Here is a 24,277-nt window from a genome sequence, read left to right on the forward strand (position 1 = left end):
CGAATCATGACTTACTTATCTACAAGTTCGCCCAGCTCGCAGCTTCGTTTCAGCGAAACAGGTAACGATTTGTGGATCACCGTGCGCCCGCTACACTCGCACCATGCCGACAACCCGGCGCCAACGGCCCAAAGACCGCAAGGAGACGATCGCGCTCGTCGCCGCCGAGCTGTTCTGCGCCCGCGGCTACCACAACGTCGGCATCGAGGACATCGCCCAGGAGATCGGCGTCACCGGCCCCGCGCTCTACCGGCACTTCCCGAACAAGCAGGCCGTGCTCGCCGCGGCCGTCGGGGAGCTGGGCGTGCGCTTCGCCGAATGCGTGCACTCCGGTGCCGGCGAGCCCGCCCCGCCCGACCGGCTGCAGGCCGCCCTGCGGGCGCTCGTCCGGTACACCCTCGACCGGCGCGCCGTCGCCCGGCTCTACCAGTGGGAGAGCCGCTACCTCGACCCTGAGCAGCGGGCGGAGCTGACCGCGCCGTTCGACGGCGCCGTGCGCACGCTGCGCGAGCTGCTGCTGGACGTGCGGCCCTCGCTGCCCAAGCAGGACGCCGCCCTGGTGATCTCCGCGGTGCTGAGCGTGATCGCCAGCCCCGCTACACACCGGGCGAGCCTGTCCAGGGGCAAGGCCGAGCGCACGATCCTCGACTGCGTCGCCGTCCTCACCGCCGTGAGCCTGCCCGCGCCGCCGCCCCGGACGTCCACGTGGCAGGACCGGGAGGATCGGTTCGCGCTGCTGCCGCGCCGGGAGCGGCTGCTCGCCGAGGCCATCCGGCTGTTCCACGAGCGGGGCTACCACCAGGTGAGCATCGCCGACATCGGGCAGGCCGCCGGCATCAACGCCTCCAGCGTGTACTCGCACTACGCGGGCAAGGCCGAGCTGCTGGCCGCCGCCTACCATCGTGCCGCCGGACGGCTGGCGGACACTGCCGCCGCGGCGCTGGCCGGTGCGTCCTCACCCGCGCAGGCGCTGGGGCGGTTGATCGACGCCTACGTCGAGATCACCTTCGAGCAGGCCGACCTCGCCGCCGTCTACGTCTCCGAGAGCGAGAACCTGCCGCCCGCCGACCTGCGGCGGCTGCGGGCCGCTCAGCGGCGGCACGTTGACACCTGGACGGGGCTGGTGGCTCAGGTCCGGGTGGGGGAGGAGGCGGCCGAGCTGCGGTTCCGGACGCATGCGGCGCTCAACATCGTGACCGACCTCGCCCGCGCGGCCGGGCCCTCGGTGACGGGAGCGCGCACGGCTGCCCTGCTGCGGCCCATGCTGGGGCTGCCGGGGTGACCCCGCCTGTTACCGCCCATGACCTTCACCGCCTGCCGCCTCGCCCAGGGCGCCGACGAGCCCGCTGACCGCCGTGACGAGGTCGGCGCCGAGCCTGCGCCAGGCCGCGGCGGCGTCCTCGGGGTCCGGCTGCTCCCGGGCCAGCTCCATCTCCAGCTCGGCCGACATGTGCACGATGAGCTGACGCGTCATGTCCTTCCTGCGCGCCGCACCAGGACCGGGCGAGGCGCCGGCGTCGTACAGGCGGCGCAACGACGGCGTGTCCAGGTGCGCCCGGACGGCGTACTCGCGCAGCGCGGGCTCCACCGTCACCTGGGCGAGGAAACGCCCGTACCAGGACGGGGTGCCCAGATCGATGTGGTGCTCGATGCGCGGCAGCACGATGCAGCCGATCCGCTCCGGCAGCGACATCCGGTCGGGGTCGCCGTGCCGGGCCGTCATCGCCAGCCGGTGCCGTTCGATGGCCTCGGCGTGCTCGGCCAGGATGGCCTTGATCAGGTCGTCCCGGCCGGAGAAGTGGTACTGCACCGCCGACTTGTTGCGCTGCCCCGCGGCCTCGCCGATCTGCCGCAGGGACACCGCGGCGAGCCCCCGGGTGGCGTACAGCCGCTCGGCCGTGTCCATGATCAGGCTTCTGGCGCCGACCGGCGCCGCCACCCGGGGCGGGGTCACCAGGTGACCCAGACGTCTTCCAGGCCGCCCGACAGCAGCCCCTTGCGCAGCCGCAGCCCGTCCACGCCGTCACACAGCGCGAGGCCGGGCAGGCGGCGGATCAGCGTGCCGAGCACGACCTGCAGCTCCAGCCGGGCCAGCGGCTGGCCCAGGCAGTAGTGCGCGCCCGCGCCGAACGACAGGTGCTGGGCGGCGTTGGCGCGGCGCGGATCGAACCGCTCGGGGTCCTCGAACCTGCGCGGGTCCCTGTTGGCGGCTGGCCTGCACGGGATGAGGGTGGAGCCGGCCGGGACCGTCGTGCCGCCGAGGTCGACGTCCTCGGCCGCGACGCGGGGGAAGCCGATCACGCTGAGCGTGGTGTCCAGGCGCAGGACCTCCTCCACGGCGCCCGGGATGAGCGACGGGTCGTCGATCACCGCCTGGTAGCGCTCGCGCTCCGACAGCAGCATCGCCGTCATGATGGCGATCATGTTGGACGTGGTCTCGTGCCCCGCCAGCAGCAGCGCCCGCACGGTGGCGATGAGCTCCTGGTGGCCGAGCCGGCCGTCCTCGGCGTCGGAGATCTGGGTCAGCTCGCTCAGCAGGTCGTCGCCGGGGTCGGCGCGGCGGGCGTCCACGAGGTCGGAGACGTAGGAGTCGAAGTCGCGGTAGGCCTGCTCGACCTCCTCCTGGCTGTAACGGGTCAGCGTCAGCATGACCTGCGACCAGTGGGCGAACTTGTCCTGGTCGCTGCTCGGCGCGCCGACCAGGGCGCAGATGACGCGTACCGGCAAGGGCAGGGCGAGCTGCGCCGACAGGTTCGCCGGGGAGCCCGACTTGAGCAGGTCGTCCACCAGCTCGTCGGTCATCGCCTGCACGCGGGGCCGCCAGGTCTCCATCTTCTTGATCGTGAAGGAGCGGGTCAGCAGCCGCCGCCACCGCAGATGGCCCTCGCCCTCCCGCATGTCCGTGCCGGAGGCGGCGCGGTTGAAGATGCCGCCGTCCTGGGTGGTCGAGACGCGGGCGGCGTCGGGGCCGCCGCGGCGGAAGCGCGGGTCGGTCAGGGCGGTGCGGACGTCGTCGTAGCGGGTGAGCAGGCCGGCGGTGTCGCCGCTGGGCAGGCGGACGTGGGCTACCGGGCACTGGTCGCGCAGTTCGGCCCATTCGCGGGGTGGGTCCATCGTGGTGTCGCGGTCGAAGGGATAGTTCGGCAAGGTCATCGCGGCCCCCATGTCGTTGACAGCTCGTGCCAACTTTAAGGCGGTCGCCTTAGTAAGGCCAGAGGCTTGGCGGGATTTCCGGTTTCGGGCCGAGGCGAAGGGCCGTGGGCTCGGCCCGCTTCCCGTGCGGGCTCTGGCGAAGGCGGGCGTGCGGGTGGAGCTACTCTCACGGGCTGGTCGCCCGGGACGCTCGTGTCGGCTGTGCCGCGCGGGAGGAGCGCGGTCATGCGCGCCACTCGTGATCGGGCAGGAACCGCACGTCGTAGCGCTGCGGCACGGTGCCGAAGCGTTCGGGCGCGGGCACGTACGGCGCGGCGGGCAGCCCCAGCTCGTCCGTGGCAGTGCCGAGCGACTCGAAGAAGCGCTCGAACGTGCCGCCGGGCCCCGCCGCGACGCCCACGATCTGGCTGGCGTGCCGCTCGATGCGGTAGGCGTGCGGGCAGTTCTTCGGCACGAACCCGAAGTCGCCCGAGGTGAGCAGCTTCTCCTGCTGCTCACCTTCGAGGTCCTCGACGAACAGCCGGACGGCGCCCTGGGTGACGTAGAAGACCTCGTAGGTGCCGGCGTGCAGGTGCGCGGGGATGATCTTCCCCTTGGGTCCTTCGCAGGTGAAGAAGTTGAACGTGTTCTCGGTCTGCTCGCCGCCCGCGTAGACCGTGATGAGGTCGCCGAACAGGTGGGCCCTGTCGCCCATGCCCTTCTCGACGAAGTACGGCTTGCCCGGGCCGGGCGGGAGGTGTGAGCGGGTGCGGTAGGAGGTGGCGTATTCCATCGTCATGAGGGGTCTCTCCCCAGGCAGCCGGCCCGAAACCTGCCGCAGCGCCTGGCCGAAGCCAAGCGCTGGTTCGACGAAGGGCTCCTGGCCGGCATGGAGGCCGCGGGCGAGCGCCCGTCGACGCGGGCCTCATGGAGCAGGTGCCCGACCCGTCGCCGGCGCGCGCCCGGCTGATCCGCACCACCGCCGGCGTCTCCAGCGCCACCCGCAGCGCGGCGGCCCCCCGCTCACCCAGCCGCCGCGCCAGCACGTCCTCCATGACGGCGATGCACCGCTGCGCCAGCTCGTGCGCCCGCTGCCCCTCGCCGTGGGGGGATCCGCCGATCGTGGCCGCGCCTGGAGAGGAATGGGTGGAAACGATCAGTTGAAAGGGCGAAGGAACGAATTGCTGGTGATTAGGATTCAGCGGAAGGACGGATAAACCCCTGGGGCGGGAGCGCACTTGTGATCGAAAAGGCGGAGGCCGTGGCCGGAGCGGCTGACGGGGCCACCGCGCCGCCCGCCACGAACGGCGAAAGGCTGCCGGACGCCAACCGCGAAGGGCTGCCGGGCGCCAACCGCGAAGGGCTGCCGGGCGCGAAGGGCGCAGGGCCGTCGGAGGCCAAAGGCGGAGCGTCGGCGGAGGCGGTGGGCCGGGTGCTGGGCACGCAGGCAGCCTCCCCCCTGTCGTTCTGGGTGGGCCTCGAACCGGGCCGGATCGTCCAGCTCGACGACGTCGTGGTCACCAGGCGCGACACCCCCGGCTTCGGCCAGGTGCTGGTCGCGGGGGTGGTCTCGGCGGTCGAGGCCAGGCACGAGGGGGCCGCCTTCGACTCCGACGTGTTCCTCATCGCCGAGGGGGCCCTGCCCGCCGCCGTGGTCGAATGCGCGGAGGTCCGGGTGACGAGGGTGGAGCCGGAGGTGTTCGTCCCGCCGCTGCCCGGCGCGCTCGCCTACCGGGCCGAGGGGGGCGACCGCGACCAGGCGCTCTACTTCGACGTGATGGACCGCCGCGTCCCCATGGGGCTGGGCCGCGACGGCCGCCCGATGTACGTGAATTTCGATTTCCTGGACGGCACCCGCGGCGCCCACGTGTCGATCTCCGGCGTTTCCGGAGTGGCGACGAAGACGTCGTTCGCCACATTCCTGGTGTATTCCATTTTCAACTCCGGAGTGCTCGGCGCGGAGGCCGCCAACACCAAAGCGCTGATCTTTTCCGTGAAAGGCGAGGACCTGCTCTTCCTCGACCACGCCAACACCCGCCTCGACGCCGCCGCCAGAGCCCGGTACGACCGGCTCGGCCTGCCCGCGGCCCCGTTCGGCAGCGTGCACGTGTTCGCCCCGCCGCGCCCCGGCGACCCCAACGGCGTGCCGAACGTCCAGGCCAGGACCCAGGCGGTCAGCGCCTACTACTGGACGCTGGCGGAGTTCTGCGCCGAGGAGCTGCTGCGGTTCGTCTTCACCGACGCCGACGACGAGCGCGCCCAGTACTCGCTGCTCGTCGGCCAGCTGGCGGCCCGGCTGCAGTCGTGGGCGGAGCCGGTCGGCGAGTCGGGCGCGGTGCGGGTGCGCCGCCCCGACGGCGAGGCGGGGCCGGTCTGCCGCACGTTCGCCGACCTGGTCGACTTCGTCGGCGGGCAGCTCGCCGACGAGGGCACCCGCGCCGCCTGGACGGGCGCGCCGACCCCGCTCGGCACCGTGAACGCGTTCCTGCGCCGGCTGCGCAGCGCCGTGCGGCCGCTGTCGCCGATCGTCCGCGGCGACCTGCCCGGCCGCCGCCCGCACTCGATCGGCGTGTCCGACGCCCAGGTGTCGATCGTCGACCTGCACAACCTGCCCGAGCGGGCGCAGCGGTTCGTTGTCGGCGTGACGCTGCGCGGCGAGTTCGCCCGCAAGGAGAGCGCGGGCACCGCCAGGCCGCTGCTGTTCGTGGTGCTGGACGAGCTGAACAAGTACGCGCCCCGCGAGGGCGAGTCGCCCATCAAGGAGATCCTGCTCGACGTGGCCGAACGCGGCCGTTCGCTGGGCGTCATCCTCATCGGCGCCCAGCAGACGGCCTCCGAGGTCGAGCGGCGCATCGTGGCCAACTGCGCCGTCCGCGTCGCCGGTCGTCTCGACCCGGCCGAGGCCACCCGCCCCGAGTACGGCTGGCTGCCCGCGACCGCCAGGGAACGTGCCACGATCGCCCGTCCCGGCACGATGTTCGTGACCCAGCCCGAGATCCCCGTGCCGCTCGCGGTCACCTTCCCGTTCCCCGCCTGGGCCACCCGCCCCGCGGAAGCGGCGCCGCCCCCTGTGAAGGTGTCCCGCGGTCCTGACCCGTTCGCCGGGCTGCCCGGCGCCGACGACGACATCCCTCCCTTTTAAGGACGCTTCGCATGAAGATCCTGCACACCGCCGACTGGCACGTCGGCAAGGTACTGAAGGGCCGCCACCGCCTCGACGAGCACCGCGCGGTGCTGCGCGAGCTGGTCGCGCTGGCCCGCGAGGAGGACGTGGACGCCGTCATCGTGGCGGGCGACCTCTTCGACACCTCCGCCCCCACCCCCGAGGCGCAGGCGCTGGTGCTGGACGCGGTGCTCGCCCTGCGCGAGGGCGGCCGTGACGTCGTGGTGCTGGCGGGCAACCACGACAACCCGCAGCTCCTGGAGGTGTACCGGCCGATACTCGGCAAGCTGGGCATCCACGTCGCCGGCACGTTCCGCCGCCCCGACCAGGGCGGCGCGCTCGCGTTCACGGCCCGCTCCGGCGAGCCCGTGCGGCTCGCCGTGCTCCCCTTCCTGTCGCACCGGTACGTCGTGCGCGCCGCCGACGTGCTCACCGGCACCCCCGCCGAGCACAACCGCGACTACGCAGCCCGCGTCGCCGAGCTCGTCCAGGCGCTCACCACCGGCTTCGAGGCCGGCACCGTCAACCTCGTCACCACCCACGGCACGCTGCCCAGCGGCCGGTTCGGCGGCGGCGAGCGCCGCGCCCAGTCGATCTTCTCCTACTACTTCGAGCCCACGGCGTTCCCCGCCACCACCCAGTACGCCGCGCTCGGCCACCTGCACCGCCGCCAGCAGATCCCCGGCCCGTGCCCCATCTGGTACAGCGGCTCGCCGCTGGCCGTCGACTTCGGCGAGGAGGACAACACGCCCGGCGCGCTGCTCGTCACCGTCGAGCCGGGCCGCCCCGCCGTGGTGCGCGAGGCGACGATCTCCTCGGCCCGCCCCCTGGCCACCAGGACGGGCACGCTGGAGGAGCTGGAGGCCATGGCCGCCGGCCTCACCGAGACCTGGCTGCGCGTGATCGTGGCCGAGAAGCCGCGCCCGGGGCTGGCCGACACCGTCCGCGAGATCCTGCCGACGGCGCTGGAGGTGACCGTGCACGAGCGCTTCCAGCCGGTACGCGACCCCCGCCGCACCCCGGCGGCCGGCGCCGCCGCCCGGGGGCCGCGCGAGCTGTTCCGCGACTACCTGACGGGCGCCGGACGCGACAACGACCAGGTCGCCGCCCTGTTCGACCGGCTGCACGAGGAGGTGACCGGCTCATGAGGCCGCTGCGGCTCCACCTGGACGACTTCGGCAGCTTCCGCGAGCCCGTCACGGTCGACTTCTCCGACGTCGACTACTTCGTCCTCGTCGGCCCGACGGGCGCGGGCAAGAGCACGCTGATCGACGCCATCTGCTTCGCCCTGTACGGCACCGTACCCCGCTGGGGCAGGGAGAACGTCATCGCGCACGCCCTGGCCCCGTCCGCCGTCGCCGCCAAGGTGGCGCTGGTCTTCGAGACGGGAGGCCGCCGGTACGCCGTGGTCCGCGCGCTGAAACGGGACGCCAAGGGCAAGGTGCACACCGCCGAGGCCCGCCTGGAGGAGCTGGTGACGTCCGTCCCGGCGACGGCCCCGCTGGACGAGCTGATGAGCGCCGTCGCCCGGCCGGTCGCGGAGGGCGCCGCCGTCACCGCCGAGGTGCAGCGGGTCACCGGGCTGGAGTACAAGTTCTTCACCCAGTGCGTGGTGCTGCCGCAGGGCAGGTTCGCCGAGTTCCTGCACGCTCAGCCGCGCGAACGCCAGGACCTGCTGGTGCAGCTCCTCGACGCTGAGGTCTACGAACGGGTCAGGCAGCGCGCCGTCCAGGAGGAGAGCGGCGCCGCGCAGGCCGCCACGCTCGCCCGCGAGCGGCTGGCCCGCCTCGCCGACGCCGATGAGGCCGCCGAACAGGCGGCCCAGGCCCGGCTGGCCGCGCTCCGCACCCTCGACGAGCAGGTCAGAGGCGACCTGGACGCGCTCAGGGACTCGGCCGAGGAGATCCGCCGCCTCACCGGGGAGCGGGAGGCCGCCCGGCTGCGGGTCGCCGCGCTGGCCGCGCTCGCCATGCCCGCCGAGGTGCCCACCCTGGCGGAGAACGTGCGCGCGGCGGCGGCCGAGGTGCGCGACCACGCGTCCGACGTCGAGTCGGCCGAGGCGGAGGAGCAGCGGGCCGAGGACGACCTGGCCGCGCTCGACGATCCCGACGTGCTGGTCGACCGGCTCAGGACCCTCGATGAGCACGAACGCGTCGTCGCCGAGCTGCGGGGCCTCCAGGAGCGGGCCGATCTGACGCGGGCGGGGCTCGAACCGCTCGCCGAGCGCGCCCGCGCCCTCGAAGCGGCGCTCGCCGAGGCCGAGGAGGCGGGGGAGCGGCTGCGTGACGCCCACGCGGGGGCCGGGCTGGCGCGGCGGCTGGTCGTCGGGCAGGAGTGCCCCACGTGCCTGCGGCCCGTCGAACGGCTGCCGCACCATCCCGCCTCGGCCGACCTGCGGGCCGCCGAACGGCACGTCAAGGCCTGCCGCAAGGAGGCGGAGCAGGCCCGCAACCGCCGCACGGAGGCGGCAACCGAGCTGCGCCACCTCGAACGCACGGCCCGCGACCTGACCGCACGCGCCACCCGCACGGCCCGCCACCTGGCGGCCGTCCTGCCCGAGCACACCACCGGCGACCCGGCGGGCGATCTGGCTCAGCAGGCCGAGGGCGACCGGGTGGGCGATCCGGCTCAGCACGCCGAGGGCGACCGGGTGGGCGATCTGGCTCAGCACGCCGAGGGCGACCGGGCCGCCCATCCGGCTCAGCACGCCAAGGGCGACCGGGCGGCCGATCTGGTCGAGGGCGCCGTTCCCGACGTGACCGCGTTGCCGCCAGGAGTCGATCGTGACGACCTGGAGGGGCGGCTCGCGGCCGTCCGGGCGGCGGAGCGGCGGGCCGCCAAGCTGCGGCAGGCCGCCCGCGACGCCCGAGCCCGCCTCACCACCGCCCACCGCCGCGCCGACGAGCTGACCCGCAGAACCGACCGCCTCTGGCGCGACCTGGAGTCCGCCCGCGACACGGTGGTCCCCCTCGGCGCGCCGCCCCTGACCCGCGACGACCTCCACCACGCCTGGACGAGCCTGCTCACCTGGCGCGACACCACCGCCGTCCAGGAACGGGCGGCACTGACCAAGGGCGACGAGCAAGTGGCGCAGGCGGAACACCACGCCCGCAAGCTGTGGTCCACCGTGGTCGAGCACCTGACGGCACACGGCGTGGACGTCCCGGGAACCACCGCCACCCCGGACGGCGCACGGCTGGGCGAGCTGGTGGTCGCGGCCACAGCCCAGGCGCAGGCACACCTGGCCAGGGTGCGGGAGAACCGCGCCACCGCCAGGGAGCTGGACGAGCGGGCCAGGACGGAGGAGGAGCGGGCCAGGGTCGCCAAGGAGCTGGCCCAGTGCCTGCGCGCCGACGCGTTCGAACGCTGGCTCTGCACGGAGGCGCTCGACCTGCTCGTCACCGCCGCCTCCGGTACGCTGCGCGAGCTGTCCGACGGCCAGTACGAGCTGGCTCTCGGCGCCAGGAACGAGATCGAGGTCATCGACCACGCCGAGGCGGGCCTGCGCCGCAACGCCCGTACCCTGTCGGGCGGCGAGACGTTCCAGGCGGCGCTCGCCCTGGCGCTGGCGCTGTCCGACCAGGTGGCGGGCCTGTCGGCGACGGCGGCGCGCAGCCTCGACTCGCTCTTCCTTGACGAGGGCTTCGGCAGCCTCGACCCGGCCACCCTCGACACGGTCGCCGCCACCCTGGAACGCCTGGCCGGTGGGCGCGAGCGCATGGTCGGCGTGGTCACGCACGTGCCCGCGCTGGCCGATCGCATCCCGGTGCGCTTCGAGGTGCGGCGGGACGCCAAGGGATCACACCTGCACAGGGTGATGGCGTGACAACCGCGTTCACGGTGGACCCGTGGGATCCCGGGTACACGGCCGCGCTTAACGCCGAGGCGCTGGCCGAGCTGGACGCCACCAGCGCGGAGCTGGACCTGGACGTCGAGCTGCCCGCCGCCGGGTGGCGCCCGGTCACGCCCGATCCCAGGACCGCCCCGCCCGAGGCGCTGCTGATCGCCGACGGCGTCCGCCGCATCGACGCCCGCCTGTGGACGTACGCGCCGGGCGACGCCGAGTCCGGCGCCGGGCCTACGCCGGAGTACGCCGAGTCCGGCGGCGAACCCACGCCGGCGTACGCCGAGTCCGGCGGCGAACCCACGCCGGCGTACGCCGAGCCCGGCGGCGGCGAACCCTCGCCCGGGATCGCCGCGTCCTGCGCCGCCGGGATCGTCCGCTGCGCCCCCGGCACCCCCGCCCGCCTGGCCGCCGTCGAGGTGAGCCACGCCCTGTTCAGCGCGTCCCCGCACGCGGCCGACATCACCACCACCGCCGCCCGCTACCGGGCCCGCCGCGCCCCGCGCCCCGGCATGGACGACCTGATCCTGGCGCTGCAGAGCCACCTCACCCAACTGGAGGTGGACCTGGCGATCCAGCACAGGGCCGAGTCGGCCGAGGACGACCTCCTCCTGGTGGACGGCCCGCTACGGGGCCGCACCCACCTGCCCCGCACCGTCGGCTACATCAAGACCCACCACACCGCCTACCTCCCGTCCCCGCAGGCCGCCACCGTGTCGCGGCTGGGACCAGGGCAGCGGACCCCGATCTTCCTCATGGGGACGAGCTGGCGCCGCCACGCCTGGTACGTCCGGCTGCCCGCCCCCTCAGGGATGCCGTGGTCGGGCGTCGTCCGCTGCGAGGCGAGCGCCGACCTGGGCCTCGACGCGCTGGTGAGCCTGGCCGACTCGGTCACCCACGCCCTGCCGCCCCTGGCGGGCGTCGACTACAAGGACCCGCGCGCCCCGCAGAACCTCGTCCCGATCGGCGGCCTGGAGCGGCTGCTGCGCCACCGGCTGGGCGACGCCCGCCTCCTCTACCGAGCCCTGCGCGCCGCCGCCGCCCGGCGGGGGCGGCCCGTGCCGGTGAGCTGATCTCACAGACCGCGGGCCGCCTGGATCGCCGCCTCCACCGACGCCTCGACGTGGAAGAAGTCGCGCAGCCCGCTGAGCGACAGGATGCGCTCCACCCGGGCGGGCAGGTTCGACAGGACCAGCGGGGAGCGTTGCGCGCGGCTCTGGTTGAGCAGCAGCACCAGCGCGCCGATCCCCATGGAGTCGCAGAACGTCAGGCCGCCGAGGTCGAGCACCAGCCCCACGGAGGGCGCGACCTGCCAGGCGTCCGCGACCTGCCGGTGCAGCAGGTCGGCGCATCGGTAGTCGAGGTCGCCGCTGGCGTGGGCCACGATCAGGCTGCCGTGCAGGCCGATCGAGACGGTGAACCGCCGGGCGGATTCGCGCTGTCCGGTCATGTCCTTCCATCGTCAGCCCGATGCGAACCGGGAGCAACCCTCCGGCGTCGCTACGTACGCGGCGAACAGGACAAAATGGGCGGATGACTGCCGATGATCAACCACCGGCCGGCCCGTTCGAGGAGCGGCTGTGGGCCGCGCACCGCGACGGGCGGCAGGCCCTGTGCCTGAGCCTGCTGCGTGAGACCGAGCTCGCGCTGCCGATCACCGCCGCCGCCGCGGAGGGGACCGAGGCGCCCGCCTGGGCGACGGCCGCCGCGGACGGGCGTACCTGGCTGCTGGCCTTCACCTCCGTCGAGGCGATGCGGCTGGCCTCCGGCGGGGCCGCGACGCACTGCCGGGTCGCCACGCTGACCGAGCTGGCCGCCGGCTGGCCCGACCCGCGCTGGGGGCTGGCCGTCAACCCGGGGCTGCGGGTGTCGTTCCTGCTGGAGCCGGGGACGGTGGCCCGGCTCGCCGTGCCCACGCTGGTGCAGGACCTGCGGCTCGCCCCCGGCTCGGGGGTGCCCGTGGTGCAGAAGCTGCTCGCGGCGGGCGACATCCCTGAGCTGCTGATGACCGCCGAGCCGAGGGTGTCCGGCTACTGCCACCACGCGCTCGACGTCTCGCACATCGCCACCCCGGCGGTGCTCGCCGCCGCCCTGGGCGGCCCCGGCCTGCTGACGGGGAGCGGGTCGCTGAACATCCTGCGCTGGCGTCCTGTCGGCCTGGAGCTCTACCGCACGCCGTACGGGGGGACCGACGAGCAGGGCAGGGACGCCGTCGCGGGCTGGGTGGTCGAGGAGCCGCCGTTCTTCGGCATGGGGCTGGCGCCCAGCGTCGACAACGTCATCCGCGAATACAAGGTCAACGGCGTCGGCCTGCCCCACGGCGCCGAGATCTGGGAGCTCACCCATGAGGGGACCGAGCAGCGCCGGGCCATCTACCACGGCGACCTGCGGCGCTGGCTGCTGATCGGAAGGCGTTCATGACCTCCTGGCACTCCTACCGCGCCCGCTGGCGCGGCGCCGACTTCCCCGCCAGCCCCGAGCCGCACGCCCTGGAGCTGTGGGTACGCCTGCGCAGCGCCGATCCGCTGGACGGCTTCGAGCCGGTCGAGCCCGGCTGCCACGTGCGCACCGTCCCCGTGACCGAGTGCGAGTGGCTGCGGTTCCTCACCGTGGTGTGCCGCTGGCGCGGCGAGCCGTTCCAGGTGCACGACGAGCGGGACGGGCTGCTGCTGCTCGAATACCTCGGCGGGTCCGTCAACACCGCGCGCGAGCTGGGGCTGCAACGGGTGGAGCGGGGCGTGTGGCGGGCCTGGGCGCCCCGGCCGGAGGTCACGGACCTCCGCGAGGAGAGCGTGCAGATCACCGCCCAAAATCATCACTTTTAGGCTAAGACCTTGTTTCCTGGTGTTCATGTGACGGAAACTGACACGTAAGGCAGGTGTGGCGTAACACGGCGGAAATGTCGCGAGGGGGTTATGGGGTCACCGGAGCGGCCCGATGTGGCGGCGATGCGGGCGTACGCGGACGAACTACGCGAGATGTTCACCCGGCTGCAGGACGACGGGCTGGAGCTGCATGCCAAGGCCAAAGCCGTCCAAGCCACCGAGACCTCCCGTGACGGCCTGGTCTCGGTCACCGTCGGAGCGCGCGGCGAGCTGATCCGGCTCGACCTCGACCCGCGCATCTACCGGCGCCCCGACGCACGCGCGCTGGCCGACACGATCGCCGAGACCGCGCACAGGGCCGCCGAGGCGGCCCAGCGGCGCGTCATCGAGATCTTCGAGCCGGTGATCCCGCCCGACGCCTTCAAGGCGCACCTCGACGGCGACGTCGAAACCGTCCTGTCGAGGCTCGCCGAGGACATGGGAGGCAGCCGGTGAACGGGAACTGGGACGGCGCCTTCATCGCCAAGTCCGTCGACCGGGGCATCTCCGCCTGGTCCACCACCGCCGAGGAGGTCAGCAGGGAGCTGCCCAAGCTGGCCGCCGAGATCGAGGAACGCCTGGCCGCGGCGCCGTGGGGCGTCGGCGCGGAAGGCGAGGCGTTCCTGCGTGCGCACTTCAGCGACGGGGGGCCCACCGAGATGATCGCGCAGTGCAAGCGGCTGGCCGAGGAGATCGTGGACGTCGGTGACCGGCTGCGCCAGGCCATCGACAACACCCGGCAGACCGACGCCGACATCGACCACGATCTCACGCGCATGACGCGCGAAGTCTGAAAAAGGGCTTCATGGCGCACCAGGGCGACGTCGGCCCCCGCACCAACAACAGTGCGGTTTCGGCCCAGCACGAAGTCGTCGGCATCGACGCCGACGTCCAGCCTGTCTGGGAGACCGAGCAACTGCCGGACTGGGTCGTCCGCTGGCTGATCCCCATGCTGTCCGCCGGCCAGAAGTGGCCGGACGCCACCGAGAGCGGCCTGTCCTCGCTGGCACGCTCGTACGCGGGGCTGTCCGACAACAGCGTCAAGTCGGCCGAGCCCGCCGGCACCGCAGCGCGCGCCATCGTGACCGGCTGGGCCGCCCCCGCCACCAGCAAGTTCGTCAACCGCGCCCGCGACCTGTACGGCGCCGACAAAGGCATCGCCGGCGTGAGCAGGAACGCCAGAGCCTTCGCGCAGCAGGCCAGCAACTTCGCCAGGGACACCCAGTACTCCAAACTCTCCATCAACGTGGCGTTCTGGGTGACCGTCATCGCCATCGCCATCGCGCTCATCGTCGCCTTCTTCAGCGCGGGCGCCTCCACCGCCCTCGTCGGCCCGTACGCGGCCGCGGCCAGAGCAGCGATCAGCCGCATCCTGGTCAGGCTCGCCGCCATGGCCGGCCGGGAGATCGGCGCGACCCGGCTGGCCAGGGTCGCCGCGCTGAGCGGCGCCACCGGGCGCGGCCTCATCGTGCGGCTGCTGGCCTCGCCGTTCGGCAAGGAGCTCATCGAGGAGATCGGCGAAGAGTTCGTCATCGACTTCTGGGCCCAGAAGCAGCAGATCGACATGGGCACCCGCAAGGACCTCGACTGGCGGCAGCTCGCCGCCACCGGCATCGGCGCCGGCGGCGGCGCGGGCGCCGGCACCGTGCTGGCCGGGCCCGTCTCCCGCGTCACCCAGGTCGTGCCCGGCTTCACCGGCCGCGCGCTGACGACCGGCCTGACGAACGTGATCGCCTCGCCGGTGGGCAGCTTCCTCGGCAACGCGGTGGTGTACGGGCAGTACCAGAACCCGTTCACCGCCGACTCCATGATGGGCGCCTTCATGGGCGGTGTGGGGCGTACCGGGAGCATCAGCCCGTTCAACCCGGACGTGGTCACGGCGCTGGCGCATCCGCTGTCCACGCTCGCCTCGGCGCACGACGCGGCGGCCCGCGCCGACGCGTCCCGCGCGGGTGGCGGGCCTTCCGGTGGTCCCTCCAACACGCCGGGCGGCGCTCCCGCCGGGCCGGACGGCAACCAGCCCGCCGCTCCCGCCACCGCCGTGCGCGCCCCCGAACCGGTCACCGTCTCGTCCGGGCGCACCTCGGCCGCTCCCGCCCCGGCGGGCGCCGCTGCTCAGGGCACCCGGCCTGGGATGCCGGACGTGGACGTCTCCACCCGCCGTCCGGCGTCGTCCCCGGACCAGCCGTCCGCCGGGCAGCCTTCGGACGAGGAGGTGGACGCGGACCAGCAGCCGGACGTGGAGAACCGGCGGGGCACGACGCCGCGCTCGGACACGGACACCGCTCCAGCCCCTCAAGCCGCGCCCTCCGACGCGCAGGCGGCCCCGGACGCCGCCCCGCAGCCGCAGGCGGACGCCACGCCCCAGCAGCAGCCCGACGCCGCCCCGGGCCAGCAGGCCGACGCCGCCCCGGGCCAGCAGGCCGATGCCGCGCCCGAGCCGGACACCGTCCCCCAGCAGCAGCCCGACACCGCGCCCGGCCAGCAGGCCGACACCACCCCGGGCCAGCAGCCCGACGCCGCCCCGGACCAGCAACCCACTGCCGCGCCGGACCAGCAGGCCGACACCACCCCCGGCCAGCAGCCCGACGCCGCGCCCGAGCCGGACACCGCCCCCGGCCCGCAGCCCGACGCCGCGCCGGACCAGCAGCCCGACGCGGACGCCGCACTCCCCACCCAGGCGGACGACACCACCGCGACCCAGACCGCCGACCTCCCCACCGACCCGGACCCCGGCACGTCCCCGGCGAGCAACCCCGTGCCAACGAGCGCCCCGGCCCCGCTCAGGGCGAGGGCGGCGCTGCTGGAGGCCCTGGCCACCACCTTCCCCCTCGCGGTGATCGGCCCCAACGGCCAGGTGATCATCCCCCGCTCCGACGGCCGCCACCGCGTCCTGTCGGACGCCACCATGACCGGCATCCGCAGGGCGCTCGACGCCCGCGCCACCCAGGTCGCGACCCAGGCCGACCTGACGGTGGACGCCGCCGCGCTCCTGCTGATCGCGGCGGCCGACGACGGGCTGTCGGCCGACACGGCCGCCGGCTTCCAACCCCCGTCGGCCCACACCAGCGCGCCCGGCACCGTGACGTCCCAGCAGATCCCCGGCACCCGCTACGTCACCGACGGCGGACGCCCGGCCGACCTCACCACGGACGAGATCAAGCAGGGCACGGCCGACGTCCGCCCAGCGCACTTCCAGCACGGCGTCCAGGAGGTGGAGGACGTCTCCTGGTCCGGCGACCTCCTGACGGTCCGCACCGCGAACGGCACCCACCACTTCCGCGCCGTGGTCGGCGACCGCGGCCAGCGGACGATGGCGCAGACCGACGTCAGGTCGGGCACCGCCACCGACCCGCACGTGGTGACCTTCGCGCCGCGCATCGCCGACGACCAGCTCGGCCGGGTCTGGCTGCACGAGATCACCGACACGCTGCAGCACGTGGCCGCCGACCAGGGCGGCCGCAGGCAGGGCGTGCTGCGCCGGATGCTGCCCGGCGCGGCCACCCGCCCGGCGGGCGACGAGTGCGTGGCCGCCCGGCTCAACGAACTGGTGTACCTGACGGAGAAGTGGCACCAGGCGCAGACGATGCCCGGCAAGCGCCTGCTGGCCGTGGACATCGACGGCGTCCTGCACGATCTGCGCGCCCGGGGCGTCACACCGCCGCCGCCACCCTGGGCGGCGGGCCCGCGGACCGCGCGGCCCAGCCTCCAGCCGCCCAGGCTCGGCGCCGACCCGCGCCCCGAGCAGGTGCGGGAGCTGGCCGCGAGGCTGGCGGACGCCGAGAAGACGCTGAAGGAGCTGCGGGACGGCAGGAAGAACAGCGCGAAGGAGGCCGGCGAGCAGGCCCGCGAAGCCGCCAAGAAGGCCAGGCAGGCACGCAAGGAGCAGGACAGCGGCGCGGCGCTGCGGGCCGACACGGCCGAGGCGGAGGCCGACAGCCTCAGGGACAAGCAGGGCAGGCACACCAGGATCACCGCCGCGTACAACGCCACGCTGCACGAGGCGACCCAGGCCAGGAAGGCGTACGAGCGGTACGCGCGGCTGCTCGCGGCGCTGCCGAACGCCCCCGCCCCGGCCCCCGGCGAGCTGGGCGTGGCCGCCCTCGCCGCGTCCGCCGCGAACGAGGTCAGGCAGGCGCACGATCGGTACCTGGAGGCCCTGGCCAAGGCGCTGCCCAGCGACTTCTCCCTGCCGGAGTCGATGCCCACCGGCCGGCTGGCCCACCTCGACGCGCTCACCGACCACGTCAACGAGCAGCTCCAGCGCAGGGGCGTCGCCAAGCGGTACACGCCGGACGAGCTGGAGAACCACATCCGCGCCGACTTCCACAAGGTCGTGGCGGGCGACGGGCTGGTGCTGAGCGCCGGCTGGGGCAAGAAGGCGGCCGAGGTGCGGCTCCAGCTCACCCTCTCCGACCTGGTCGAGGTGCTCGATCCGGGGGTGAAGGCGTCCCAGGTGACGGTCGGCATGTTCTACGAGACCGGCCAGGGCTACACCGCCACCGCGTCCGGCGGCGCCGGCGTCTCGGGCGACTTCAGCAGCAGCGTGCTGACGCCGCTGCTGCAGGAGGGCACCTGGGCCAGGGCGGCGGGCGACATGTTCGCCGTCGGCGTCGGGGCGAGCGCCGGGCGGAGCTGGTCGGCCTCCGGCGGCGGCAGCATGTTCGAGCAGGGCGGCTCCGTCGCCGACAACCGCAAGGAGTCCATGCTGTACGACGCCGCCGCCACCTGGACGGTGGAGGTGCGTACAGGAAAGAAGGGGGAGTGGAGCCCGGCGGGCACCGTCAGCTCCGGCGGCCCCGGCGACACCTCCACCCAGCGGATCTGGGTGTGGCACTCCTACGCCGACCGCACCTCGCGCGGCCCGGTCACGCTCGACGCGGACAAGCAGCGCCCCAAGCCGCCCAACCAGGAGGTCATCAGCATGACCGGCCTGGAGGCGGCGCTCGACGCGCTGGCCGCCGCGCTCGGCGGCGACTACACCGAGATCGGCACGAACGCGCGGCGTGACCTGCGCAAGTTCGTCACCCAGGAGATGCAGGCGCGCTTCCGGCAGGTGCTGGACACCGGCCTGACGGTGAACCTCGCCGTGAACGGCCGGCCCGACGTCCGCGTCACGGCCACCGCCGAGATCGTGACGCGGGAGACCCGGATGGTCGGCGGGTGGACCGCCGACGCGCTGGAGGAGGAGGTGCTCACCGAGACCGCCACGTCCCCGACCAGGACCGAGCACGGCGGGTCGCTGGAGGGCCACGGCTCCGTCGGGCTCAACCACACGGCGCTGAACGGCATGGACGTGCTCGGACCGGCGGGCGACTACCACCCCGACTCGGTCACGCCCGAGGTCAAGGGCAGCAAGCCGGCGGCGCAGTCGTCCTCGTCCTCCGCCAACGAGGTGGCCGTGCACCCGCAGGTGGACAAGCGGGCCGGGATCTCGCAGGCCTACCGCAAGGTGGCCATGGTCACGTTCACCGTGGAGCGGCCGGGCGAGCAGCCGCAGAAGCTGGGGCCCTACGACACGGAGCTGCTGCTGCGCCAGCAGGTGCTGGACGCCCTCCTGGCCGGCGACCCCGCCCCGGGCGACACGGTCGTCATGGAGAACGGCAAGCCGAAGCTCGACGCCGACGGCAACCCGGTGCTGCGCGACTCGCCCCGGCGGCAGTCCGTCCAGGGGCGCAGGACCGAGCTGCCGCAGTGGCTCGGCGACGGCGCCCAGCAGATGCGCGGCGCGGGCCCGACCGACGTGCGCGAGGTCGAGGGGCTGGACGGGCTCAAGGACGAGGTGCTGGACCAGCTCGCCGAGCTGGGCCTGGTGGCCAAGGTCGTGAACGGGGTGCGCCAGTACCACCGCAACGACCTCATCCGCGCCGCCCAGCAGATGAACGAGGACGAGGTCGCCGCCCACCTGGAGGAGAGCCCGGTCCGCAGCGGGTTCGACCAGATGGCGCAGAGCGGCGTGCTCATCCCGCTGCACCTGCACGGCGTCAACGCCACCCCCGGCCTGTACGCGCTGCAGATCGTGGTGCGGCAGGACTTCAGCAGCCGGGGCGTCCCCAAGGGCCTGGTCAACAAGGTGCGCACGCACCTCGACATCGCCAGCGACACCTCCGGGCGGGGCATCAACCGGTCGCGGACGTTCGCCGGCGGCGCCTCGGTCGTCAAGAAGGACGGCCCGGAGGAGGGGCACGACGGCGTCACCCACAAGACGGGCCCGAACGCCGGCGGCGACCGGACGTACTCGGCCGGCACCAGCACCTCCAGCATGGTCAACAAGGTCGGCATGGAGGAGGACGGCAAGGACAAGCTCACCGCGGGCCTCGCCACCAAGGCGACGATCGAGGTCAACCTGGTGCACAACGGCAAGGTCCGGCCGCTCGTCCAGCCGCGCGCCGTCAACCCCCTGCTGATGGTGCCCGGCGACATGATGCCCCGCGACGGCGGCCCGCGCTTCGCCGGGCCGATGGGCAAGCCGTCGCAGCAGCTCATGGAGCTGTCCACGCTGGAGCACTTCGACGGCGGTCGCGAACTCGGCGACATCAAGAAGATCTGGAGCGTGCTGCCGCGCGTCCTGCGGGGCAAGGTGGCGCCGCTGGTGCAGCTCTGGCCCGTCCTGAGCAGGCACCACCTCGCCGCCCACCTGTTCGAGGGCCCCGTCACCGACGACCTCGTGCTCGACCCCGGCGGCGTCGCGCCCACGCGCCTGTCCCTGGAGGTGCGCGGCGAGCTCGGCGAGGCCCGGTTCCTGGACGTCGTGGACTCGGTGACCGGCCGCATCCTGCTCGCCCTGCGCAGCGCCGGCGTGTCCTGGGGCGGCTCCAACAACATCGTGCTCGGCCTGATGAACAGCCTCGCCGACGCCGACGACGGCGGCACGACCAGCGACTCCGGCTCGCTCTCGCTGCCGTCCCGCTCCCGGGTCAAGGCGCTGGCGACCGCGCTCGTGGCCGTCTGGGGCACCGAGTTCCTGGGCATCTCCGTCGGCCGCAAGTACCGCTTCCACGTGCCGGTGGACGTCGTGGTGAAGCTGCGCGCCAAGCACGCCACCCCGATCGGGCAGGACGTCGGCACCTGGAAGGGCGGCCGGCTCCGCAGCCACGGCAACGGCCTGTTCACCGTCCCCGAGCACGACGCGCTGCGCCTGTACGCCGCCGGCGACCTGACGCTGCCGCTGCCCGTCGTGGCCGACGCGATGGAGCGCTTCCTGAACGGCACCATGAAGCTGCACCGCACCCTCGCGGTGCCGCTCGTCATGCAGTACGTCCAGGCCCGCACCGCGGCGCTGGCCCGCGGCGAGGACCTCGGACTCGGCACAGGACACACGCCCCAGAAGCTGCTCGAAGCCCTCCAGAAGGTCGCGGACCTCGGCCAGACCGTCACCGCCGCCACCGCGGCGGCGAACGCCGCCCCCGCCACCACGGTGAACAGGCTCCAGCGGGTGCTGAACGCCGCCAGAGCCCTCAACGACCGGCTCAGGAACGTCGTGATCGCCCCGCAGTACGAGGACGGCATGGGCATGAGCATGCCGCAGGCGTTCGTCGTCAACGACGCGCAGGGCAACGCGGTCAACGTCATGGACGAGGTGCTGAACGCGGTCGACGCCGCCGTGCCGGGCGCCGTGGACGCCACGCCGAACCTGCGCCGCCAGATCAGGACCGACCTCAACGGCACCAGGCCGCAGGTGCACATCGACGAGATGTGGTCGCGGCGCGGGTTCGAGCGCGAGTACGACGTGCAGACCGGAGCAGACCTCGACTCCGTCCAGGTGGTCACCGTCCGCGTGCGGCTGGAGCACGCCCCCGGCGCCGACCCGCGCAAGGCCGTGCTGGTGGACGAGACCGACGAGGACGGCGTCATCATCCAGCGCTACCGCGGCAAGGAGGCCTCGCACACCGAGTCGTACTCCGGCTCCTACTCGGTAGGCCTCGACTACAGCGACAGCGACAGCCAGGACGAGATGAAGAGCGGGCTGTCCACCAAGCGCACCCGCTCCTTCTCCAGCACCGTCAACGACAACAGGATGCGGCTGCAGCGGCTGGCCAGGTTCCAGGGCATGACCACCGTCGAGCAGGACATGCGGCTCGTCATCGAGGTCGAGACCAGGCCCGCCCGCGTGCGGCCGGTCCCGTTCGAACGGCGCCTGCCAGGCACGGCCTCCAGGGTCAGGTCGGCGACCGCCTGGATCCGGCGCAGGCGCGCCGCGGTCACCCGCGAGTACGGCGTCAAGCTGCAGCGCGGCCTGCCGAGCGACATGGTGCGCAGAGCCGACCAGGACCCCGGCAAGGCAACCGTCGTCATCGACCCGCGCCAGGTGGAGCTGGAGCCCGGCCACTTCCCCGAAGTGCTCACCGAGGACCCGGGCCGGCCCACGCTCTACGACGCCATCACCCGCCGGCTCACGAAGATGATCGGCCACGCCGCCGTCGCCGAGCGGGCGGGCGCGCTGTCCGCCTGGCTGTCGCACTCCGGCCTCATCACCGGCCTGGAACGGGTGGCGGGCCGCGACGGCGACGTCCTGCCGCACACCGTCCAGCCGGTGTTCCGCAACCAGGGCGTGGACGTCACCGTCAAGGCCCGCATGTCGGACCTCACCGTCGTGGCAGGGCCGTACGAGGGCGAGAAGGGCGAGGTGGACAGGAAGGCCGACGCGCAGAACATGTCCGTCTCCCGCGGCCACGTCCTGCCCGTCGGCATGTCCGCCGGGTCCGGCTTCAAGGTGCTCGGCTTCGGCTACAACGCCTGGGCGGGCGCGCAGTCGTCCCAGAGCGCCGGCGCCCACCAGGGCGCGCGCCGCGAGCGCAGCATGTTCGAGACCGGCAAGCTCTACACCGTGCGCGTCAGGGTGGACTACGACCTGACCTTCGAACGCGTCAAACGGCACCGCGACGGCAACGTCCGGCCGGGCAGCGAGGTCGTCCGCGTACCGGCCGCCACCGGCGGCACGGCCCTCATCGCCCTCTTCGGCGAGGAGCTCAACGAACTGCACGCCAGGATGGAGGCCGGCCTGCACACCCCCGTCTCCCTCGACGGGGTGCCCACCTTCCGCTTCCACCCCGGCTCCGGCCGCACGGGGCTCGTCCAGATCATGGAGGACGCGCGGGTCGCGGCCCGCGCGCGGGGCGAGGTCGCCAGGGTGCACGTGCGGGAGTCGGACGGGCTGCACCGGTACCTGGTCGGCTTCGACGGCAGCGTGCGCAGCGAGACGCCCGACGGCGGCTTCGCCGAGGCGTTCGCCACGCTGCCGCCGCACATCCTCGCGGCGGCCGATGAGCACAGGGTGGACCTGCGGGACGTCTTCCTGAACTCCACCGTGTCCGGCACCTTCACCGAGCAGGTGGCGGGGGAGCTCGCACGCAGGAACGCGCTGCCCGCGGACCCGCGGCCGGTGTGGGAGATGTCCGATGCGGGGGCGGCGCATGCGCCCGCCGGCGGCAGCACCTTCCAAGGCACGGGCCAGGGTCCGGCGGCGGGGACCGGCCCGGGGGCGGCGCCGGGCGCGCCGTCCGTCACCTCACCGGAGCTTCCCGACAGCCCGTTCTCCGCGTCGGCCCGCCCCGAAGACGTCCCGGACCTGACGGTCGCCGAGATCCGCGCCCAGGACGTCTCCGCCTCCGACTTCGGCGGCGCCGTCGCCAACCTCCGCTGGACGGGCCAGAACACTCTCGTCATCCAGCTCCCGGGGACGGTCGACCAGCACGTCAGCGTCCTGGCGGAGGACCCGGGGCCGGGGCTCGTCGGGCGCACCCAGCTCCGGGCGGGCACCGCGGAGGACCCGCACGTGATGCGCATCGGGCCGCGCGTGGACCCGCACGTGGTGTCGTCGGTGCTGGTGCACGAGATCTCCCACCTCGCCCAGGAACGGGCCGCGCAGGTGGCGGGCCGGGCACAGGGCCCCGTCCGGAATGCCCTGTCGCCACTCGAGGAAGGCACCGATCACTGCCTGACGCCGCGGCTGGACGAGCACGCGCATCTGTCGCGGAAGTGGCGGGGGAGCGCCGATCCGCAGGCCAGGGAGCGGATCGCGGCGGCCATCGACGCGCTCGCCGCCGACATCGAACGCCGCGGGCACACCCCGCCGCCTCCGCCGTGGCAATCCCGCCCACCGGCCGCTCCACCGGGCTCGACGGGTGGAGTGGGCGCGTCCGGGGGTGCGACGAGCGCTGCAGGCATGCCCGCAGGTGCGACGGACGCCACCGGCTTGCCGGATCCGGCGACGCTGGCCAGGCTTCGCGGCCTCATCGACGCCCTGTCCGGTGTGCCGTCCACCCCCACTCTCGCGGAAGCGCTCAACGGCGACCCGGCCGCCCCGGCCGCACACAACGGCCACCCGGCCGCAGTGGGCCCGATCACCGAGGCGCTCAACGGTCACCCGGCCGCACCGCGCACCCTCGCCGAGGCTCTCAGCGGTCACCCGGTTGCACCGCGCACCCTCGCCGAGGCCCTCAGCGGCGCACGGCCCACCACCGCCGACCTCACCACCGCCATCCGGGCCGAGGCCGAGAAGGCAGGCCTGGCCGAGGGCCAGCCGGGTGCGGCGGCGAAACTCGTCGCGCTGGCCAGAGCGGGCGACCTGGCCCCCGAGCACCTCGCCGCACTACGCACCAGACCGACGCTCCCCGAGGTGGCCGCCGCCGACGCGGTCGCAAGGGCCGCCGCGCTCATGGGCGCCCGCGCCCGCACGTACGGCCCCGGCCTGCTCGACATCGAGATCCCCGGCCGCCCGCCCATCCCCGTCGAGATCCGCCCAGCCACCCCCACAAGGCAGGAGAACGGCCGGGTGGGTCAGGAGAACGCACACCTCCTGACGTTCCAGGTGAACGAGAGCCGCACCATCGGCGCGAACGAGCGCACCGCAGCCGCCACCGCCGCCGGCGCCCTGGCGGCGGCGCTCGGCCTCAACCCCGAGCAGCACGCGGCCGTCGCCGCCCTGCACGAGACCGTCCGCCAGGTCCGCGCCGCCACACACGCCCAACGCCCCGCCCGGCTCGGCGTCCTGCACGACGTGGCGGCCACCGTCCCCCTGCACCTCGTCCCCGCCCCCCTGGCCGCCGACCTGGCCCGACTGCTCGCCGACCCCAGACCAGGAGCCCGGCAGGCGCGCTGGAACCGCGCCCGCACCCTCGCCAACGGCACCGGCTGGCACCCGCCCGAGCGGGAGGAAAAGTGCCTGTGCCCCGAGGACGGCCCGTGCGTGTGCGGCCGCCGCAAGAAGACGGGCACAGACGGCCCCCGCACCGGAGCGGGCACCGACCGCCAAGCGGCGTGGGCATGATAAGA

The 24,277-nt window shown here is 73.8% G+C and carries 15 protein-coding genes; 11 read left to right on the top strand and 4 right to left on the bottom strand.

Annotation, left to right across the window (positions count from 1 at the left end; all coding sequences use genetic code 11):
• The first annotated feature begins 103 nt into the window (after positions 1-103).
• The gene (locus ABD331_RS17755; protein WP_344475973.1) at positions 104-1,282 is read left to right on the top strand and encodes a TetR/AcrR family transcriptional regulator; all 1,179 of its coding nucleotides are present in this window, start codon (positions 104-106) and stop codon (positions 1,280-1,282) included.
• Between the two features lie 9 nt (positions 1,283-1,291).
• Here ABD331_RS17755 and ABD331_RS17760 read toward each other — a convergent pair whose 3' ends face one another.
• The 3 genes from ABD331_RS17760 to ABD331_RS17770 all read right to left on the bottom strand — a co-directional run bounded on the left by ABD331_RS17760 (position 1,292) and on the right by ABD331_RS17770 (position 3,931).
• A complete protein-coding gene (locus tag ABD331_RS17760; RefSeq protein ID WP_344475975.1) occupies positions 1,292-1,954 on the bottom strand; it encodes a TetR/AcrR family transcriptional regulator in 663 nt (220 codons plus the stop codon).
• Positions 1,951-3,153, bottom strand: a complete 1,203-nt coding sequence (locus ABD331_RS17765) for a cytochrome P450 (RefSeq protein WP_344475977.1) — start codon at positions 3,151-3,153, stop codon at positions 1,951-1,953. Before ABD331_RS17765 ends, ABD331_RS17760 begins: the two co-directional genes overlap by 4 nt.
• Before the next feature lie 223 nt (positions 3,154-3,376).
• Positions 3,377-3,931, bottom strand: a complete 555-nt coding sequence (locus ABD331_RS17770; protein ID WP_344475979.1) for a quercetin 2,3-dioxygenase — start codon at positions 3,929-3,931, stop codon at positions 3,377-3,379.
• Positions 3,932-4,059: 128 nt separating this feature from the next.
• On the opposite strand from ABD331_RS17770, the gene ABD331_RS17775 reads away from it, so the two are divergent.
• From ABD331_RS17775 to ABD331_RS17795, 5 genes are all read left to right on the top strand, one after another.
• Complete coding sequence (locus tag ABD331_RS17775; RefSeq protein WP_344475981.1) at positions 4,060-4,296, top strand: hypothetical protein; 237 nt, start codon at positions 4,060-4,062, stop codon at positions 4,294-4,296.
• Between the two features lie 76 nt (positions 4,297-4,372).
• Positions 4,373-6,274 (top strand): ATP-binding protein, encoded by a 1,902-nt coding sequence (locus ABD331_RS17780; RefSeq protein ID WP_344475982.1) that lies wholly within the window; start codon positions 4,373-4,375, stop codon positions 6,272-6,274.
• A gap of 11 nt (positions 6,275-6,285) precedes the next feature.
• Positions 6,286-7,443: a metallophosphoesterase family protein gene (locus tag ABD331_RS17785; RefSeq protein ID WP_344475984.1), complete on the top strand. Its 1,158-nt coding sequence runs from the start codon at positions 6,286-6,288 to the stop codon at positions 7,441-7,443.
• Positions 7,440-10,121 carry an AAA family ATPase gene (locus ABD331_RS17790; RefSeq protein WP_344475986.1) on the top strand — a complete coding sequence of 894 codons (2,682 nt, stop codon included), beginning with the start codon at positions 7,440-7,442 and terminating at the stop codon, positions 10,119-10,121. The genes ABD331_RS17785 and ABD331_RS17790 overlap by 4 nt, the downstream gene beginning before the upstream one ends.
• Positions 10,118-11,212, top strand: a complete 1,095-nt coding sequence (locus ABD331_RS17795; protein WP_344475988.1) for a hypothetical protein — start codon at positions 10,118-10,120, stop codon at positions 11,210-11,212. Before ABD331_RS17790 ends, ABD331_RS17795 begins: the two co-directional genes overlap by 4 nt.
• A gap of 2 nt (positions 11,213-11,214) precedes the next feature.
• Here ABD331_RS17795 and ABD331_RS17800 read toward each other — a convergent pair whose 3' ends face one another.
• Positions 11,215-11,589: an STAS domain-containing protein gene (locus ABD331_RS17800; protein ID WP_344475990.1), complete on the bottom strand. Its 375-nt coding sequence runs from the start codon at positions 11,587-11,589 to the stop codon at positions 11,215-11,217.
• Between the two features lie 83 nt (positions 11,590-11,672).
• On the opposite strand from ABD331_RS17800, the gene ABD331_RS17805 reads away from it, so the two are divergent.
• The 5 genes from ABD331_RS17805 to ABD331_RS17825 all read left to right on the top strand — a co-directional run bounded on the left by ABD331_RS17805 (position 11,673) and on the right by ABD331_RS17825 (position 24,272).
• Entirely contained in the window at positions 11,673-12,560 is an 888-nt protein-coding gene (locus ABD331_RS17805) for an SseB family protein (protein WP_344475992.1), read from the top strand.
• Entirely contained in the window at positions 12,557-12,964 is a 408-nt protein-coding gene (locus tag ABD331_RS17810; RefSeq protein ID WP_344475993.1) for a hypothetical protein, read from the top strand. Before ABD331_RS17805 ends, ABD331_RS17810 begins: the two co-directional genes overlap by 4 nt.
• 90 nt (positions 12,965-13,054) lie before the next feature.
• Positions 13,055-13,459 (top strand): YbaB/EbfC family nucleoid-associated protein, encoded by a 405-nt coding sequence (locus tag ABD331_RS17815; RefSeq protein WP_344475995.1) that lies wholly within the window; start codon positions 13,055-13,057, stop codon positions 13,457-13,459.
• Complete coding sequence (locus ABD331_RS17820) at positions 13,456-13,797, top strand: hypothetical protein (RefSeq protein ID WP_344475997.1); 342 nt, start codon at positions 13,456-13,458, stop codon at positions 13,795-13,797. Before ABD331_RS17815 ends, ABD331_RS17820 begins: the two co-directional genes overlap by 4 nt.
• An 11-nt stretch (positions 13,798-13,808) precedes the next feature.
• A complete protein-coding gene (locus tag ABD331_RS17825; protein ID WP_344475999.1) occupies positions 13,809-24,272 on the top strand; it encodes a WXG100-like domain-containing protein in 10,464 nt (3,487 codons plus the stop codon).
• Positions 24,273-24,277: the final 5 nt, after the last annotated feature.

The sequence above is a fragment of the Nonomuraea monospora genome (genome assembly GCF_039531895.1).
GTDB classification, from domain to species: Bacteria; Actinomycetota; Actinomycetes; order Streptosporangiales; family Streptosporangiaceae; genus Nonomuraea; species Nonomuraea monospora.